The sequence below is a fragment of the Thermovenabulum sp. genome (genome assembly GCF_049723235.1).
In the GTDB taxonomy this organism is placed as follows: Bacteria; Bacillota; Thermosediminibacteria; order Thermosediminibacterales; family Thermosediminibacteraceae; genus Thermovenabulum.
In genome coordinates this window covers 32449-49736 of record NZ_JBNARB010000003.1, presented here as the reverse complement: position 1 = coordinate 49736, position 17288 = coordinate 32449, and the positions used below count along the sequence as shown (strand labels likewise).

The 17288-nt window shown below is 37.4% G+C and carries 15 protein-coding genes and 1 riboswitch; of the genes, 9 read left to right on the top strand and 6 right to left on the bottom strand.

Annotation, left to right across the window (positions count from 1 at the left end):
* Positions 1–52: 52 nt before the first annotated feature.
* Entirely contained in the window at positions 53–1030 is a 978-nt protein-coding gene (glpX, locus tag ACPLOV_RS02390; RefSeq protein WP_424909561.1) for a class II fructose-bisphosphatase, read from the bottom strand.
* Between the two features lie 218 nt (positions 1031–1248).
* Between glpX and ACPLOV_RS02385 the strand changes: the two genes are divergently transcribed.
* From ACPLOV_RS02385 to ACPLOV_RS02370, 4 genes are all read left to right on the top strand, one after another.
* A complete protein-coding gene (locus ACPLOV_RS02385; RefSeq protein WP_424910522.1) occupies positions 1249–1554 on the top strand; it encodes a LapA family protein in 306 nt (101 codons plus the stop codon).
* Between the two features lie 31 nt (positions 1555–1585).
* On the top strand, positions 1586–1867 hold the full coding sequence (locus tag ACPLOV_RS02380; RefSeq protein ID WP_424910521.1) for a hypothetical protein: 282 nt from the start codon (positions 1586–1588) through the stop codon (positions 1865–1867).
* Positions 1868–2073: 206 nt separating this feature from the next.
* Complete coding sequence (locus ACPLOV_RS02375; RefSeq protein WP_424910520.1) at positions 2074–3348, top strand: ArsB/NhaD family transporter; 1275 nt, start codon at positions 2074–2076, stop codon at positions 3346–3348.
* 22 nt (positions 3349–3370) lie between these two features.
* Entirely contained in the window at positions 3371–3856 is a 486-nt protein-coding gene (locus ACPLOV_RS02370; RefSeq protein WP_424908638.1) for a hypothetical protein, read from the top strand.
* Here the strand turns inward: ACPLOV_RS02370 and ACPLOV_RS02365 are convergent, their stop codons facing one another.
* The 4 genes from ACPLOV_RS02365 to ACPLOV_RS02350 are packed head-to-tail and all read right to left on the bottom strand — an operon-like array spanning position 3857 to position 8649.
* Entirely contained in the window at positions 3857–6277 is a 2421-nt protein-coding gene (locus ACPLOV_RS02365; RefSeq protein ID WP_424910519.1) for a homocysteine S-methyltransferase family protein, read from the bottom strand.
* A gap of 24 nt (positions 6278–6301) precedes the next feature.
* Entirely contained in the window at positions 6302–7042 is a 741-nt protein-coding gene (locus tag ACPLOV_RS02360; RefSeq protein ID WP_424910518.1) for a UPF0280 family protein, read from the bottom strand.
* Complete coding sequence (locus ACPLOV_RS02355) at positions 7043–7444, bottom strand: NIL domain-containing protein (RefSeq protein WP_424908635.1); 402 nt, start codon at positions 7442–7444, stop codon at positions 7043–7045.
* An 11-nt stretch (positions 7445–7455) separates the two neighbouring features.
* A complete protein-coding gene (locus tag ACPLOV_RS02350) occupies positions 7456–8649 on the bottom strand; it encodes a homocysteine biosynthesis protein (protein WP_424908634.1) in 1194 nt (397 codons plus the stop codon).
* 91 nt (positions 8650–8740) lie between these two features.
* Positions 8741–8854, bottom strand: a riboswitch (SAM riboswitch).
* Positions 8855–9014: 160 nt separating this feature from the next.
* On the opposite strand from ACPLOV_RS02350, the gene ACPLOV_RS02345 reads away from it, so the two are divergent.
* The 5 genes from ACPLOV_RS02345 (at position 9015) to ACPLOV_RS02325 (ending at position 16203) form a co-directional block, all read left to right on the top strand.
* Positions 9015–9389 (top strand): ArsR/SmtB family transcription factor, encoded by a 375-nt coding sequence (locus ACPLOV_RS02345; RefSeq protein WP_424908633.1) that lies wholly within the window; start codon positions 9015–9017, stop codon positions 9387–9389.
* Positions 9390–9400: 11 nt separating this feature from the next.
* On the top strand, positions 9401–11515 hold the full coding sequence (locus ACPLOV_RS02340; RefSeq protein WP_424908632.1) for a heavy metal translocating P-type ATPase: 2115 nt from the start codon (positions 9401–9403) through the stop codon (positions 11513–11515).
* Between the two features lie 95 nt (positions 11516–11610).
* Positions 11611–13002, top strand: coding sequence for a DUF342 domain-containing protein (locus ACPLOV_RS02335; protein WP_424908631.1), 1392 nt, complete (start codon positions 11611–11613; stop codon positions 13000–13002).
* A gap of 63 nt (positions 13003–13065) precedes the next feature.
* Entirely contained in the window at positions 13066–14718 is a 1653-nt protein-coding gene (ubiB, locus tag ACPLOV_RS02330; protein WP_424908630.1) for a 2-polyprenylphenol 6-hydroxylase, read from the top strand.
* Positions 14719–14793: 75 nt separating this feature from the next.
* Positions 14794–16203 carry a S41 family peptidase gene (locus ACPLOV_RS02325; protein WP_424910517.1) on the top strand — a complete coding sequence of 470 codons (1410 nt, stop codon included), beginning with the start codon at positions 14794–14796 and terminating at the stop codon, positions 16201–16203.
* On the opposite strand, the gene ACPLOV_RS02320 is transcribed toward ACPLOV_RS02325, so the two are convergent.
* A complete protein-coding gene (locus ACPLOV_RS02320) occupies positions 16200–17285 on the bottom strand; it encodes a glycosyltransferase family 4 protein (protein ID WP_424908628.1) in 1086 nt (361 codons plus the stop codon). The genes ACPLOV_RS02325 and ACPLOV_RS02320 overlap by 4 nt on opposite strands.
* Between the last annotated feature and the right edge of the window lie 3 nt (positions 17286–17288).

The following is a 17288-nucleotide window of genomic DNA, read 5'->3' as shown; positions in this document are numbered from 1 at the left end:
GATTTTTCTGACCCGACAACTTAAATAAAGGATCGCAGGGTTTAAAGAGCTCTTAAACCTTTAATCCTACTAAATTATAACGGGGTTTTTTATCAAAGCGGTGAACGGCTTCTATAAAACGTATTGTTCCGGTTTTTCCCCTCACTACCAGAGTATGGGTGGATGCACCTTTTGATGTAAAGTGTACACCTTTTAAGAGATTGCTATTGGTAATTCCTGTCGCTGCAAAAAATATATCATCGCTTTTCACCATATCGTCCAAGGTAAGAATTTTTTCGGGGTCTGAAAGTCCCATTTTTTTGCACCTTTCAAATTGCTCTTCATTTTCCGGCTTCAACCGTCCAATTAATTCTCCTCCGAGGCATTTTAAAGCGGCCGCTGCAAGAACTCCTTCTGGGGCACCACCTATACCAATCATCATATCGATACCGGAATTTTCAAATGCGCAGGCGATAGCAGGTGAAACATCTCCGTCGGAAATCAGCATTATTCTTGCTCCGGCCTCTCGAATTTCTTTTATTAACTGTTCATGCCTGGGTCTATCTAAAATAACCACCGTAAGGTCAGAAATCGATTTTTTCAAACTTTCTGCCACAATCTTCAGGTTCTCTTTTACAGGAACATCTAAGTGAATCTTTCCAGCTGCGGCAGGGCCTACTGCAATTTTTTCCATGTACATGTCAGGAGCGTTTAAAAGGCATCCTCTTGGAGCTGCTGCCACTACTGCAATTGCCCCGTTTAGTCCTTTTGCTACCAGGTTAGTTCCCTCTAACGGATCCACCGCAATATCTAAGGCTGGGCCGTAACCCGTCCCTAATTTTTCACCTATATAAAGCATTGGCGCTTCGTCCATTTCACCTTCACCGATTACTACTTCACCTCTTATATCAATGGTATCGAAAACAGCCCGCATGGCTTCGGTAGCCGCTTCATCGGCTTTATTTTTATCTCCTCTCCCCATCCAGCGTGCTGCAGCCACCGCTGCTGCTTCAGTAACACGAGCAAATTCCAGGGAAAGTTTTCTTTCCATTTCCATCACGAAATCCCCCTCTTAATAATAGTAGAATAACAAAATAATGCTGTAATAATTTTATCATAAAAAGAAAGTCTGATGCACTTTTTAAGTTAAAATATTTAATATGTATAGTGCAATTTTTATTGCGAAAAATCAAGTAGCTTAAAAATTTCAAAAATTGTATAATAAAGGAAGAAAAATAAAAAAGGAGTGGTAATATGTCAGGGGAGAGGATGCAAATATTTATAGTGATAGCCCTTTTATTTGCTCTTTTCGTAGCTATATTTGCCCTTTCTAATTCGGAAATTGTAAATATAAGGTTTTTTGGAAATATCTATTCAATGTCGCAGGCTCTAATAATTATCGGTTGTACTGTTTTTGGGGCTTTAGCAGTAATGGTTCTTGGGTTATTTTCTCGTATAAGAACGGCTTTTAAGATGAGGGAGTATAAAAATAAGATAAAAAATTTAGAAAGGGAAATCGAAAAATTGAAGGAAAATATTAATATGCTTTCCAATAATAAAATAGAAAATAATTAAAATCGTATCTTTTTAAAAGGAGGTAGTAATTTTGGGTGATCTATTTAGAAAAATTATTGCGATTTTTATCCTATTTGGCATGATTTTTACTAATTTTGCTCTTGCAGAAGCAAAAACCATAAATAATTCTGTAAAAACAAAACAAACTACTTCTAAGACCACCTACATACATCCTGATAAAGCTTATAAACTTGGGGTCGAAGCATATAATAAAAAGGATTATTCTAAAGCTGTATACTATTTTGAGATTGCAGTAAAAGGAAATCCATCGGCAGCTAATTTTATTATGCTCGCTAAATCTATGAGGAATTAGGGAAAATGGATAGATTAGCAAAAAGCAGGGTATATAAGTTTTTTATCGGTCAGTAAATAGAAAGTTACCTTTACGATAAGAAAAATATTTATAAAAAAAAAGTATAATATTTATTTTAAAAATATATATGTTCGGTTTATTGAATTTACTTTAATAAGGGGGTATAACAGATATGGAATAAAAATATGCTAAAGGAGATGTTATAAATGAACTTCATTCAGGTTATTTCTGTAGCAGTATTTATAATTACTTTTATATTTATTATCAGCGAAAAACTTAACAGAACCGTGGCGGCCATGTTAGGGGCAATGTTTTTAATGATAATACGCTTAATTGATCAAACAACTGCCATTAAATTTATAGATTATACGACAATCGGAGTTTTAGTGGGGATGATGATAGTAATTTCAATTATCAAAAGGACCGGACTATTTCAATATCTTGCCATAAAATCCGCTAAAATGGCAAAGGGTGATCCTTTAAAAATTATAGTCATGTTTGGGATAATGACGGGTGTAATTTCTGCCTTTCTGGATAATGTTACCACCGTTTTATTGATGATACCTGTTACCATAGTAATTGCAAAAATGTTGAAATTAAATCCCGTGCCTTTTATAATGTCAGAGGTTCTTTCATCTAATATAGGAGGTACCGCTACCCTGATTGGTGATCCGCCCAATATAATGATTGGCTCTGAAGCGGGGCTGGGTTTTTTAGATTTTATTGTAAATCTGACCCCTGTGGTATTGATAATATTATTTGTTACGGTATTTATTTTGCGATATATATACAGGAACGAATTGAAAGTAGACGAAAATCTTAGAATGCAGATAATGAAATTGGATGAAAACAATGCAATAGTAGATAGGACGCTTCTTGTAAAAAGCTTAGTGGTTTTAGCATTGATAATCACAGGGTTTTTCCTGCACGAACACCTCGGTTATGAATCCTCAACGATTGCCTTAGGAGGAGCTACTTTATTGTTACTTATCAGCGGTTTACAAATTGATGAACTGCTGGTGGAAGTAGAATGGACCACCATATTTTTCTTCATATCACTTTTTATTATAGTGGGTACTTTAAATGAAGTAGGGGTTATTTCAATTCTTGCAAATAATGTGGTAAATTTAACAAAAGGCAATCTGGTCTTAACGGGAATTGTAATACTATGGGCATCGGCGATATTATCTGCTTTTTTGGATAATATACCCTTTGTAGCTACCATGATTCCATTAATTAAAGGGCTCGGTGCCATTACGGGAATAAATATTACTCCCTTGTGGTGGGCGCTTTCCCTCGGTGCTTGCCTCGGTGGAAATGGAACTCTGGTGGGTGCTTCGGCTAACGTGGTAACTGCCGGTGTCATGGAAAAGGAAGGCTATAAAATTACTTTTAAGGATTTTACTAAATTGGGATTTCCTTTAATGCTGATTTCAATTGTCATATCAACCGTATATTTGTTGATATTTGAATTGAAATAAAAAAGAAAAGGGGTAAAAAATAATGAAAGAAATCGATATTAGGGAAACGGTCCATGAAATGATGCTAAGGCAGATGGGAGGAAAGGTGACCGTTTTTCTGGGTAAGCAGTGCCATGTAAAATTTACTGTAGAAGGCTACGAGATAAGTTACGTTTACAATATAAATGCAAAAAATAAGTATTTTTTACAGAGGGTTAAGCCGTATCCAATGGCAGCAGGGGTATATGAAGATTTAAAAGATGTGGTAAAAATGATTGAAATAGATTTAGAGCAGTTAAAAGAAGTTATTAAAAGCGGCAAATTTGAAAAATTTTTAGATTTAAATAAAAGGATACTGGATACGGCTCGAAATTTAGAGGATTTGTTTTTCTATTACAAGGTGGATGAAGAACTGTTTGATGATCTTTTAAAAAGGATAGAAGAAATTAAAGAGAAAATCTATCAAAGTGCGATACCTGAAAAGAGGGTATACTTTAAAAAAGATCCGGAATCCCTGGAGATTGAATGATCAATTTTTCTCATAAACTTTTTCGGCGATTCTTACACCTTCTAATGCATCCTTAGCGTAAAAATCTGCTCCGATTTTTTCGGCAATATCTTTGTTCAGTATTGCACCCCCAACTATTACCTTACAGTTGGGGATTTTATTTTTTAAAAGTTTAATCGTTGTTTCCATAGAAGGTACGCTTGTAGTCATGAGAGCACTTAAACCTATTAATTTTAAATCTTTATACTTTCTGGCTTCATTTAAAATTATTTCCGCGTCCACATCCACACCCAGGTCAATTACGTCAAAACCGTAATTTTCCATAATAGCTTTAACTATATTTTTACCTAAATCGTGTATGTCGCCTTTGACCGTAGCCAGTATTATCCTTCCTTTTTTTTCTTCTTCTCCGGAAGGAATTTTCCTTTTTATTATTTCAAATGCTTTTTTTGCTGCTTCAGCGGATAGTAAAAGCTCGGGGATAAAGTAGTCACCTTTTTCGTATTTTTCCCCTACCTCTTTTAGTGCGGGGATAATTATTTGGTTTATGATATTATAAGGCTCGTTGTAACTTAAAAGCAATTCCTCAATAGGTTTTTCAACTTCTTCATTATTACCGTTTAGTATTGCTTCATAAAGCTTTTTTTGTGGACTATTTTGCAGTATCATATTTTCTTTTAAAAATTGTTTTTCGCCATCTCTGTCTTTTGTGGTTTTTGCAAAACTGATGAATAGACTTGCATTTTTATCCCTGCCAGTTAATACGTCACCCGCTTTTATTATTTCTAATAAGTCATTGTCTAAAGGATTAATTATGGGCAGGTCGAGCCCCGCCGAAAGGGCCATGGATAAAAATGCTCTGTTCAGGAGATTTCTTCTTGGAAGACCATAGGAAATATTGCTTATTCCGAGGGTAGTAAGACAACCCAGTTCTTCTTTGATTAATTTTATAGCCTTGATGGTTTCCAGGGCTTGCTCTTGCCGGGTTCCTGCTGTCAGACATAGACAGTCTATAATTACATTTTGTTTCGGGATGCCATAATTTTCTGCTGCCTTAATAATTTTTTTTGCAATTTCGAGCCGTTCGCTGGCGGTTTTTGGAATTCCGATCTCATCCATTGTTAAACCGATTACCACCGCTCCGTATTTTTTTATAATGGGAAGTACCTTTTCGAGGCTCTCTTTACTTCCATTGACCGAATTTACCAGAGCCCTCCCGGTATAGACCCTGAGTCCCGCTTCCAGGGTATCGGGATTACTGCTATCTATGGAGAGAGGAATGTTTACGGCCTCCTGAAGAGCGGGAATGACCTTTTTCATTAGGGAAGTTTCATCTATTTCCGGCACCCCCAAGTTCACATCTAAAATATCTGCACCGGCATTTTTTTGTAAGACTGCTTCCCGGATGACTCCTGATAATTTTCCTGATTTTAATTCTTCCGATAAAGCCTTTTTTCCCGTGGGATTTATACGTTCGCCAATTATTTTAACGGGATCTTTTCCGCTCAATACAATCGTCTTTTTATCCGAACAAATAACGGTATTTAAAAAAGGGATCACTTTTAAAGGTTCTATTTTTAAAAAAGAATGCTTAAGAAATTTAATGTGTTCGGGTGTTGTGCCGCAGCATCCTCCTATAGCATTAAGCCCTATAGAAGATAATTTTACACAGCTTTTTGCAAATTCTTCTGGAGAGAGGGGATAAATAGTCTTTCCTTCAGATAAAATGGGCATACCGGCATTGGGCTGTACCAAAATAGGTGTGCATTTATATTTTGACATTTCCTGGAGGGCAAAGGCTATTTTATCCGGACCCAAGGAACAATTGATGCCAACCACATCAGCTCCTGCGGAACTCAAAACAAAAAGGGCTGTGGCCGGATCGGTCCCCATCAAGGTTTTACCGGATTCTTCGAAGGTCATGGTAGCGATAACAGGAAGATCACATAGCTCTTTTGCGGCAATAACCGCTGCCCGGGCTTCAGAAAGCTGACTCATGGTTTCGATGAGAATAATATCGGGTTTGGCTTCTAAAGCAGAAGAAATCTGGTTTTTAAAAACTTCGATGGCAGATTCAACGTTTAAAGGTCCATAAGGTTCAACCAGAACTCCCGTAGGCCCAACGGATAAAGCCACAAAGGCTTTCCCTGCAGCTGCTTTTTTTGCAATTTGTACAGCTTTAAAGTTGATTTCTCCGACTTTATCCGAAAGCCCAAAGTGGGAAAGCTTTATTCGATTTGCTCCAAAGGTATTGGTTTCTATGACCTCAGCGCCAGCTTCAATGTAGCTTTTGTGAATTGTTTCAATAATATCCGGTTTTTCTATATTCCATAGCTCCGGACACTCGCCGGGATTTAAACCGCGTTTTATCAGCTCCGTCCCCATGGCGCCGTCAAAAATGACAACTTTTTCATTTATAATATTTAAAAAAGGGTGACTCATATCTTATTTCCTCCCGGGTTAAAATTAGAGGGTAACCAATCGGATGTATCCTTTTGCAGCAATTTTATCTCCCAGTATACTGAGAGCACCGATTACACCGGGAATGTCAAGGGCGAAATTAACCGCCCTTTCCAGATCCCGTTCACTTTTAACCAGATTGCAGGCAGCCGTCGCTACTGCATCGGCTAAGATTGCGGACTCAGCTACTATTACCATAGCATCGGCTTTACCAAAGCTTAAACTATGACCCACGGTGCCCGAAGAGGTACAAATTCCCAGAGGTGTGCGATTAGGATTTATCTTTAAACCTATACGATTTGAAAAAGGGGAATTTCCTGCAAATATTCCCACCGTTCGGGTCTTTTTTAATTTCAGCCATATATCTCCTCCGTTCTCTACTATTACTTCACTGGAGTAATTAGAGAGCATTTTTCCTACAATCTCCGAAAAATATCCCGCCACTGCTGCCATTGGCCCTACGCCCGCTAATTGGGCGGCTTTGCTCATAGACAGGGCGGATAAAGGAGCACCGGGTAAAGGAGTATATGGCTCAAGAGCTGTTATAAATTCGGGGTCTTTTTTTATGTATTCTTTTAAAAGCAACCTTTCTTTTTGTACTAAAAGATATACCATATCTTTAATTTTAGGGTTAAACCTTTCTTGCCTTATGGCAATATCCAGGTCGGTTTCTTCAATGGTAACCTGAAAATGATATAAATCCTTTTCTTTATAAAGCTCCCGGTAATTTTTTGGCTCGTAGGGCAACTATACCTTCACCTCCATGGCGCGAACAGGGCAAATTTTCAGACACATGAGGCAAAGGATGCATTTTTCACCGTCAAATTCAACCTCCATCGAAGGTCTTTTTATATATAAAGCCTGGGTGGGGCAGTGAACTGTACACGCCCCGCAGCTGGTACAGCGCTCAATATTCCTTACGACTTCAGTTTCAATGGGTAAAACCGATACTCCCTGTTTTTCCAGGAAGGATATGCCTTCCTCATACCTATCACCGGAAATTTCTAAAACCATAGTTCCCTCTTTATGAGGATTAATAGAAGCTTTTAGAATATTAATTATTAAATCGTAATCCTTTACTAAGTGATAAATAATTGGCTTATCGGCATTCTGGGCTGAAAATTTTAAAACTACTTTTTTCTCGGTCATAAAAATCCCTCCTAATTTAATACCTTTCCTTTTATACCGGAGTGGGGGTTGGGCAGGGCTTCTACAGGTTCGCTCAATAAGAAATCTCCCTTTATTATCCATTCCTTCAAAATATAAGCTATTTCCCTGGCCTTTGGGTAACTGCTCAAAGGCGCTGTTGGGACCTCTTTTCCTAAAACGTTAATTTTTCCGCTTTTTAGCCGGGCATAACTTACATAGCCCAGATTTCCGGGTTTTCGGTTTGGATAAGCATCGCTGTAATCCACAATTGGGGCAAAAAGTTCATCATCGGTTTTAGCTGCATAGTAAAGAATTTCTTCATTTAAAATTGGTATAGGTATTCCGATTCCTACCGTCAATGTGGCTCCGTAACCTCTAAAGCTCGTTCCAACCAGCCATTTAGGGCTCATTTTTTTCAAATCGCCTATTACGGCAAGGGTTCCACCTGCTGCGCATAATTCATTTCCATTTTCATCTTTTAGTATTGATGGGAAGTGCTGAGTTCCATTCCAGGCTACATATCCTATTCCGCCTCCCAAAAATATCCTGGTGCCTACGCCTATGGTTTTAAAGAAAGGATCCTTCAAAAGGGGGCTTAGCTGTCCTGAAGTGGAATAGTTTGCATTTCCCAAATTGGGCTTTAATGTGCCCATGTAAGTATATATTGTTCTATCGCTTAAATTTACAGCACAGTTGTAATTTTGATAACAGTTCCTCGGGTTGAAAAGTATGGCTTCGTTTATGTCATCAAGGGTAATGGTTGTTTCAAATTCCTTTCTGGGATAGCAATCCGTTCCGTAAGCTGTAGCTTTGAGCCTTATCGGTCTTCGTGCCACCAGGTCCTCTATTACATGACCGCCTCCGTAGCGGAATTCGCCCGGATAATCGCTGTTTAAAGGGTCGTCTTCCGGAAGTTCGGTAGCCCCTATATAGGCATCTACTGCTGCTACTCCGGTATAAGCGGGTACATTGTTCAGCCAAACTTTTTGCATTTTTATACGGGGAGAGCTATGGCCGAAGTTTAAGAAAACGCCGGAAGAGCACATGGGCCCAAAAGTACCGGTTGTTACTACATCTACTTCCCTTGCAGTAGCTTCTATACCTTTTTCTTTGACCTTTTCTATAACCTCCTCCGCTGTAAGAACCACTGCTTTACCGCTTTTTATTCGTTCATTGATTTCTTTGATTGTGCGTTCAATACCCATAAGCAATCTCCTTTCTAAAAATTAATTAATATAAAAATTTAAGGCCTCTTCATCAAGATAAGAGGCCTTAGATATTATTCTAAGTACGCCCCTCTTATCTCTCAGAAGACCAAGCTTCTGCAGGAATTGGCACCATTTTAGAAGCAAAGCTTCTAACGGTTGCCGGGCTTCACAGGGCCAGTCCCTCCGCCACTCTTGATAAGAGGTTTTAAAAACCTTTATCATATTCAATTGATGAAATTATACCAGCAAGAAATTTTCCTGTCAATAAATTTAATGTTGATTTTTTTTAAAAATATTTTTATAATGTAAATATAACAATTGAACAAATATTCATATGTTCAACTAAAAGGGGTGTTAAAGTTTTGGTTAATGATAAAATTGACAATTTTGAAAAATGTGACTGCACGGTTATTCATGAAGATGTGGTGAAAAAAGTAGGGGAGGCAATGCCGCCTGAGGAAGAACTTTACGATTTAGCGGAGTTTTTTAAAGTTTTTGGTGATACTACGAGGATTAAAATCTTGTGCGCTCTTTTTTCTTCGGAAATGTGCGTGTGTGATATAGCAGCTCTTTTAAATATGAGCCAGTCCGCTGTATCCCATCAGCTGAGGGTTTTGAAGCAGGCAAGGCTGGTAAAGTACAGAAGGGAAGGGAAAGTGGTTTATTATTCCCTTGATGATGAACATGTAAAGCAGGTTTTCGACCAGGGTCTTTTGCACATAAAAGAGAAATATTGAAGGAAGGTGCTATGTTGAAAGAAAAGAGAGAATTATTGTTAGAAGGGCTGACATGCCCCGTTTGTGCGGATAAAATAGAGAAAAGAATAAAAGAAATAGATTTTGTGGAAAATGCCGTTATCAACCTTTCAGGTCAAATCCTTACCCTGGAAATTAAGAATAATGGCAGTTATTCAAAAATAAAAGAAGAAATAGAAAAAATAGTAAAAAACTATGAGCCCCATGTAACTGTTCGAGAAAAGGGCAAAAAAGGCGAGGATTTAGAGGAATTTCGGTATTATAAAAGCGAAATTTTTATTTTAATTGTAAGCGCTCTTTTGTTTGCTTTAACTTTTATATTTAATCTTCCCAGTAATATAAAAATTGTTTTGTATTTAGCAAGTTATATTTTTGCCGGTAAGGATGTGATTAAAAGATTTTTTAAAAATATTTTGAGAGGACAATTTTTTGATGAAAATTCCCTTATGACAATTGCTACCATAGGGGCCTTTGCAATAAAAGAGTTTCCAGAAGGTGTAGCGGTAATGCTTTTTTACCAGATCGGTGAAAAAATCCAGGAACGGGCCGTAAACAGTTCAAGAAAATCGATTAAAGACTTGATGAACATAAGGCCAAATTACGCAAATTTAAAAATTAACGGCAACTTTATAAAAGTTTCACCTGAAAAGGTGAAAGCAGGGGATATTATCGCGGTGGGGGCAGGAGAAAAAATACCCCTTGATGGTATTATATTAGAAGGCAGCTCCTTTGTGGATACTTTCTCCTTAACCGGTGAAGCTATACCAAAGCGGGTTAATCCAGGAGATGAAGTTTTGTCGGGGTGTATTAATAAAAACGGTCTATTAATCGTTAAAGTTACAAAAAATTACGAAGAATCTGCGGTTTCTAAGATATTGGAGCTGGTGGAGAACGCATCTGCCAAAAAAGCTCAGACAGAAAATTTTATAACCACCTTTGCCCGCTATTATACTCCTGCTGTAGTATTACTGGCCGTGCTTATCGCTATTTTTCCGCATCTAATTTTCAAGGATACATCCTTTTCTTTCTGGTTTTACAGGGCTCTAATTTTTCTTGTAATATCGTGTCCTTGTGCCCTTGTGATATCGATACCTCTGGGATTTTTTGCAGGTCTTGGCAGGGCGGCGCAAGAAGGGATATTAATTAAAGGCGGAAATTATTTAGAAGCTTTGAATTTTCCTGAAATAGTGGTTTTTGATAAAACGGGCACGCTTACAAAAGGGGTATATGAAGTAACAGAAATAAAAGCAAAAAATGGATTTTCACCACTGAAATTGCTTGAATTTGCAGCACAGGCAGAAAGTTTTTCCGGTCATCCCGTAGCTTTATCCCTGAAGAAGGCTTACGGAAAAGAGGTTGAGGGACAAAAAATAGAGAGGTTTGAAGAAATTCCGGGATATGGGGTTAAGGCTGTGGTGGATGGCTTTGAGCTTTTGGTAGGGAATAGAAAGCTTTTGGAAAAGCAAAATATTGATTTTTATGAAGACGAAGATGAAGAAGGTATTACAAGGGTACACGTAGCGGTTAATGGAGTTTATGCAGGCTCAATATTAATTTCCGATGAAATCCGGGAGGATTCTGCAATAACTATTAAGTCTTTGAAGGAAATGGGGATAAGAAATATTGTAATGTTAACGGGAGATAAACTAAGCGCCGCTGCGCATATATCGCGAATTCTCGGCATTGAAGAGTACTACCCGGAGCTGTTACCCCACCAGAAAGTTGAAAAAGTAGAGGAGTTAATGACACAAAAAACAAAAAAAGGAAAATTAATATTTATGGGTGATGGAACAAACGATGCCCCTGTACTTATGCGTTCCGATATAGGAATTTCTATGGGGAGATTGGGCTCCGATGCTGCCATCGAAGCTTCGGATGTGGTTTTGATGGAGGATAAACCTTATAATTTAGTAAAAGCAATAAAAATCGCAAGAATAACAAGAAAGATAGTGATTGAAAATATAGCTATCTCCCTTGGCTTTAAATTAATTATTCTTATTCTCGGTGCTACAGGACGTGCCAGCATGTGGGAAGCGGTTTTTGCCGATGTGGGAGTTGCACTGCTTGCGGTTTTAAATTCATTAAGATTGCTCAAAATACGATTTTGAAAATTACCCCGGAAAGTCCGGGGTTTATATTTTTAAAAGAATTTTAATTCAATTATGATATAATTAAAAAAGGGGGGCCATAGGAGGTTTTTACTGTGGCGGACAATGAAAAAAATTTTAAGATCGATGTAAGGATAACCCAGGATGAAATGTCGGCTTATATCATTATTGTTTCTAAAGAAGAAGAGATAGCATTAAAGGTAGAGGATGTGTTGAATGCATTAAAGGAAAAAGGGGTTATTTACGGGATTGATATTTCGGCTATTGAAAGGGCAGTAAAGGAGAAGATTTTTAATACCGAAGTACTGGTTGCGAAGGGAAAGGAGCCGGTACCCGGTAAAAACGGCGATGTTAAATTTTATTTTGATTTAAAAAGGGAGTTCAAGCCTAAAATTAGCGAAGACGGCAGGGTAGATTTTCACGATTTAGGGTATATTACAAATGTTTTAAAAGGTCAACTCCTGGCGGAGAAAATCCCACCGACCAAAGGTATTCCCGGATATACAGTTAAAGGGAGAATTATACCGGCAAAGGATGGAAAGGAGCCAAAACTTTTTCCAGGTAAAAATGTGGTTTTTTCTGAAGACAGGAACAAATTATTCTCCATTATTGATGGATCTCCCGTTTTGCATGATGGGAAATTAAGCGTTAACCCGGTTTTAGAAATAAAAGGGGATATTGGTCCTAAAACCGGAAATATTGATTTTTTGGGAAGTTTAAAGATTTACGGTAATGTACTTACAGGATACAGGGTGAAAGCCCAGGGCGACATAGATATAGAGGGTTATGTGGAAGGTGCCCAAATCCATTCCGAAGGAAGGGTGTTGATAAAGGGAGGAGTAAAGGGAGGAGGAAAGGGGATAATAAAGGCTCTTTCCGATGTTACAATAAAATTTATTGAAAACGGCTGTATTGAAACAAAAGGAAATATTTATATTACCGATTCTGCCATGCACAGCGTACTGATTGCCGGTGGAAGAATTGAAATTACCGGTAAGAAAGGGTTACTCGTGGGAGGCAAAATTTCAGCCTATGAGGGGATTGCAGCCAGGATAATAGGTTCTCCCTTTGCGACACTGACGGAAATTGAGGTAGGGATAAATCCTTTTTTGAATATTAGATTACAGGAAGCGATTAATAAAATTAAGAATACGGAATACGAACTGGCAAAGGTGGAAAGGGCAATACTTCTTTTTGAAGCTATGAAAGATAGCGGGAAAATTTCCCAGGAAAATTATTCGGCTTTAGAAAAACTTTATAAAACACGGGATTCTTTAAAACAAAGCTTAAACGATATAAATGAAGAGAAAAAGAGTTTAGAGGAAGAGATAAAAAAAGTATCATCGGCAAGGATAGTAGCTAAGGAAATGGTATACCCGGGCGTTTGTATAAAGATTGGCAACGGAATCCTTCGGGTAAAAGATAATATAGAAAGGGCAGTTTTTTATAATAAAGAAGGAAGTATTTTAATTGAAAAATACATATAAAAGGGATATTATTTTACTTTCCTCCCTTCCGGTGCTATATTTTAATTGAGGGGAGGTATTTTTTTGGAAAAGGCACTGAGTTTTTCCTTTCAAAACGCAAAACGTCTTCAGCAAATTGTAAACACAGTTTTTAAATACGGTTTTGGGTATATATTAACAAGGATTGGCGTAGTAAAATTTATACCCAGGATTAAAACCGTGGATGAAAAAATAAGCACTCCCGTAAGAGTAAGATTAATGCTGGAAGAACTTGGTCCCACCTTCGTAAAATTAGGACAAATTCTAAGCATGAGACCGGATTTATTGCCGGAAGAATATATTATGGAATTAAAAAAATTACAGGATGAAGTGCCCGGCGTGGCTTTTTCTTACATTAAGTCTTTAATTGAATCGGAGCTGGGGAAGAAATTAGAGGATGTGTTTGATTATTTTGAAGAACAGCCAAAAGCAGCAGCATCCATTGCCCAGGTTCACAGGGCAAGGTTAAAAAGTAAAGAAGAAGTGGTTGTAAAGGTTCAAAGACCGGATATTGAAAAGATAATAAATTCCGACCTGGAAATAATGTTTCATGCTGCACGGCTTTTAGAAAGGTATGTCCCTGAAAGCCGTTTATACGACCCCGTTGGAATTGTAGAAGAATTTTCGGAAGAGATAAAAAATGAACTGGATTTTCTCAGGGAAGGCTGGAATGTGGAAAGGTTCAGAAAAAATTTTAAAGGAGACGATTCGGTATATGTTCCAAAAGTTTACTGGGAATATACCACAAGAAAAATCCTTGTAATGGAATATATTGATGGAATAAAAATAAAGGATATAAAGAGCATTGAAGAACATGGTTTTTCAAAGAAAGAACTGGCGGAAAAGGGAATAAGGGCAGTGCTAAAGCAGGTATTCAAACATGGATTTTTCCATGCAGACCCTCATGGTGGGAATATTATTTTAACAAAAGATGGCCGAATTGCCTTTATAGATTTCGGAATAATGGGAAGGCTGGATAATTTTTATAAGTACAAATTGCTGGAACTTATACAGGGAGCCATCAGTAAAAATATAGACAGGGTTTGCGATGTGCTTTTGGAGATCGGATTTATTGAAGGGAAGATCGATTATTCCCGGTTGCGATGGGATGTGGAAGATGTTATTGAGAGATTTTACGGGAAAACTTTAAAAGAAATAAATATGTCTGAAATGCTTCCACAAATGCTGAGGTTATCTCAAAAGCACAGGGTGAAGGTCCCGTCAAATTTGATTTTACTGATAAAAGCGGTAATTACCGCTGAAGGTCTCGGGAAAGAGCTTTATCCCGATTTTGATATTGTAAGTACAGCCAAGCCATATGTGTACGAGCTAATAATTTCCAATTACAGCCCTGAAAGGATAATTAAAAATGCCGGTGAGGAACTGAGAAAATTTCAAAAAGCAATTAAAGGAATTCCCGAAATAATAAATAAATTGAATGACAAATTGGCTGAGGATAATATTAAGATTGATTTTGAATACAGGGGGTTAGAAAAATTTGCCTTTGAACTGAGTAAAATGGTGAACCGGCTGGTAATAGGGATAATAGTATCGGCAATAATAGTAGCTTCTTCTTTAATTATTCGTGCTAACGTAGGCCCCATGATTTTCGGCATTTCTGCAATTGGTATGCTGGGATATGTGTTAGCGGCGTTTTTCGGTTTTATGATTTTGATTTCAATTCTACGAACGGGATAAATTTATAGACTGTTAAGGTTATTAGTGATAGAATAGAAAGGAAATTACATAATTTTGGGGGAGGCTTAACCGGAGATGATGTTAAAACTTTTCAAAAGAGCGGTTTCTGCTGTTATTATTGTTTTATTTTTATTTGTCTTTTCCTGCCCGGTAACCGCTCAGGAAAACAATGAAAATAGTATTCCGCCGGAAATAGAGTTTTTAAAACAGCTCGCTGATTTTATCGAAAATAGCTATCCTTATGATGTAAACAGGCTGGATATCATTAAAGGAGCTATAAAGGGCATGGTGGAATCACTGAATGACCCTTATTCGGAGTATTTTTCACCAAAAGACTTCAAGGATTTTGAGGATACAACTACCGGCGTGTTTGGCGGTATAGGAGTTGTAATTACATCCAAGGATAATATTATTACAGTCGTCACCGTTCTTGATAATTCTCCGGCGATGAGAGCGGGAATAAAGCCGAATGATAGAATAGTAGAGGTGGATGGGCAGGATATTAGGGGCATTTCAAGTTCTGAAGCTTCAAAGCTAATAAGGGGAAAGGAAGGTACCACCGTTCGGTTGGGCATAATGAGAGAAGGGCAAAAGGATGTAATAAGGTTAAATATCACCCGGGAAATAATTAAGGTTAATCCTATAGAATATAAAATCTTAGAAGAAGGGATAGGATATATTAAAATCAGCGAATTTAATGAAAATACTTCGGACAATGTGGCAAAAGCTATAGACTTTTTCAAAAAAAGCAATGTTAAATATCTTATTCTTGATCTAAGAAATAATCCGGGAGGGCTTCTGGATGAAGCGGTGGAAGTGGCAAAATACTTTGTACCCCGGGGTCCTATTGTGAAGGTTATTTACAAGAACGGTGAGGAAGAAGTTTATCAATCGGATAGGGATCCGGAACAATTTAATCTATCTGTTCTGGTAAATGGAGGCTCCGCCAGTGCCGCAGAAATTCTTGCCGGAGCTATAAAGGACAGGAATGCGGGAACAGTAATCGGTGAGAAAACTTTTGGTAAAGCCACCGTACAGAGAGTTATAGATTTGGGGGAACTGGGTGGCATTAAACTTACGGTAGCAAAATACGTAACTCCTAATGGAACGGATATAAATAAAACCGGAATAAAACCCGATGTGGAAATAAAAATGGAAGAAGAAAAAAAGGTGGAATTCACTCCGCTAAAAGGGGATAAGCCTTTAAAAATTGGAAGTATAGGGCTTGATGTAATGGGACTTCAGGAACGGCTGGCCTTCTTGAATATTTTTCCCCTGAAAGCGGATGGTATATTCGGTCCAAAAACAAAAAAAGCTGTGGAGACCTTCCAGCGGATGAACGGATTAAAGGTCAACGGAATTGTAGATGTTAATTTTATTAAAAAGTTAAACAGTGCAATCGAAGAGAAGGTAAACAAAAAGCAGGATGTGCAACTAAATAAAGCCTTAGAGATAATAAAAGAAAAAATAAAAAAGGCTGCTTAAAGCAGAGTTTCGTAACAGTATATAATCTTTTTTATCATTGTATTATAATTAAATTTTTTAAGAAGTGTTTCATACCCGGCTTCGGCCAATTTATAAGCCAGGCCGGGATTTTTAATTATTTTTTTTAAGCAAAGGGCAAGGCTGAGGGGATCCTGATTTTTAAAAAGAAGGCCGTTTTCTTTATCCTTTATTATCTCCGGAATTCCTCCGGTATTGGATGCGATTACAGCTTTTTTTAAACTGAATGCCTCCAGCAGGGAAATTCCGAAACCCTCCATTCTTGATGGCAAAACCAGAATATCACACTTACTCATAAACTCGTATATATTTTCGAGTTGACCTAAAAATACTATGTAATCCTCTAAATCGAGCTTTTCGGAGAGTTTTTTTAGATTAGTTTCTTCAGGGCCGCTTCCGGCGATGTAGAATTTAATATCTTTCGGGGTAAGATTCAATTCATCTTTTAAAATTTTTGCTGCTTTTATCAGCACATCCACCCCTTTTTCGCGGGTGAGTCTTGAAGGACAAAGAACCTTTATCTCACCGGAAAATAAAGGCTTTAAAGCATATATATTACTACTGATTTTATCTTCCGGAAGGGAATTATATATTACACAAATCCTGTTTTTACTCACCCTGTATTTGAAAATTAGTTCATTCTTTACAGCTTCCGAAACTGCTATAACCATATCACATTTTTTGAGGAAAAATAGGCAAAGCGGATGACCTTTCGGTATATTATGGATGGTGGCGACTAATCTTATCCCGCTTAAATACTTAACGAATAAACATATTAACGTGGCTAAGATGCCGTGAGAATGTATAAGATGGATTTTTTCGTTTTTGATAATATGAACAATTAGTATTAAAATTTTTAAATATTCTTTTATGTTATATACATTCTTAAGGCTTATTTCAAAAAAATTTTCTACATTGTCAGCCAAATTAGGGTGCAAAATATCCTTTGGCCCTGCTAAAAAAATAGTGAAATTTTCTTTCATTAAGCCCTTAATAAGTAAATTTATATGGGTTCTCATCCCTCCTGTGCACTGCCTTACTACTATGAGCACTTTCTTATCCAATAA

Bases quoted from the DNA above. Each gene is read 5' to 3' on its own strand.
- ACPLOV_RS02365 (WP_424910519.1), bottom strand. From the start codon at position 6,277: ATGAGTCACCCTTTTTTAAATATTATAAATGAAAAAGTTGTCATTTTT.
- ACPLOV_RS02385 (WP_424910522.1), top strand. From the start codon at position 1,249: ATGCAAATATTTATAGTGATAGCCCTTTTATTTGCTCTTTTCGTAGCT.
- ACPLOV_RS02350 (WP_424908634.1), bottom strand. From the start codon at position 8,649: ATGGGTATTGAACGCACAATCAAAGAAATCAATGAACGAATAAAAAGC.
- ACPLOV_RS02370 (WP_424908638.1), top strand. From the start codon at position 3,371: ATGAAAGAAATCGATATTAGGGAAACGGTCCATGAAATGATGCTAAGG.
- ACPLOV_RS02355 (WP_424908635.1), bottom strand. From the start codon at position 7,444: ATGACCGAGAAAAAAGTAGTTTTAAAATTTTCAGCCCAGAATGCCGAT.
- glpX (WP_424909561.1), bottom strand. From the start codon at position 1,030: ATGGAAAGAAAACTTTCCCTGGAATTTGCTCGTGTTACTGAAGCAGCA.
- ACPLOV_RS02340 (WP_424908632.1), top strand. From the start codon at position 9,401: ATGTTGAAAGAAAAGAGAGAATTATTGTTAGAAGGGCTGACATGCCCC.
- ACPLOV_RS02325 (WP_424910517.1), top strand. From the start codon at position 14,794: ATGATGTTAAAACTTTTCAAAAGAGCGGTTTCTGCTGTTATTATTGTT.
- ACPLOV_RS02375 (WP_424910520.1), top strand. From the start codon at position 2,074: ATGAACTTCATTCAGGTTATTTCTGTAGCAGTATTTATAATTACTTTT.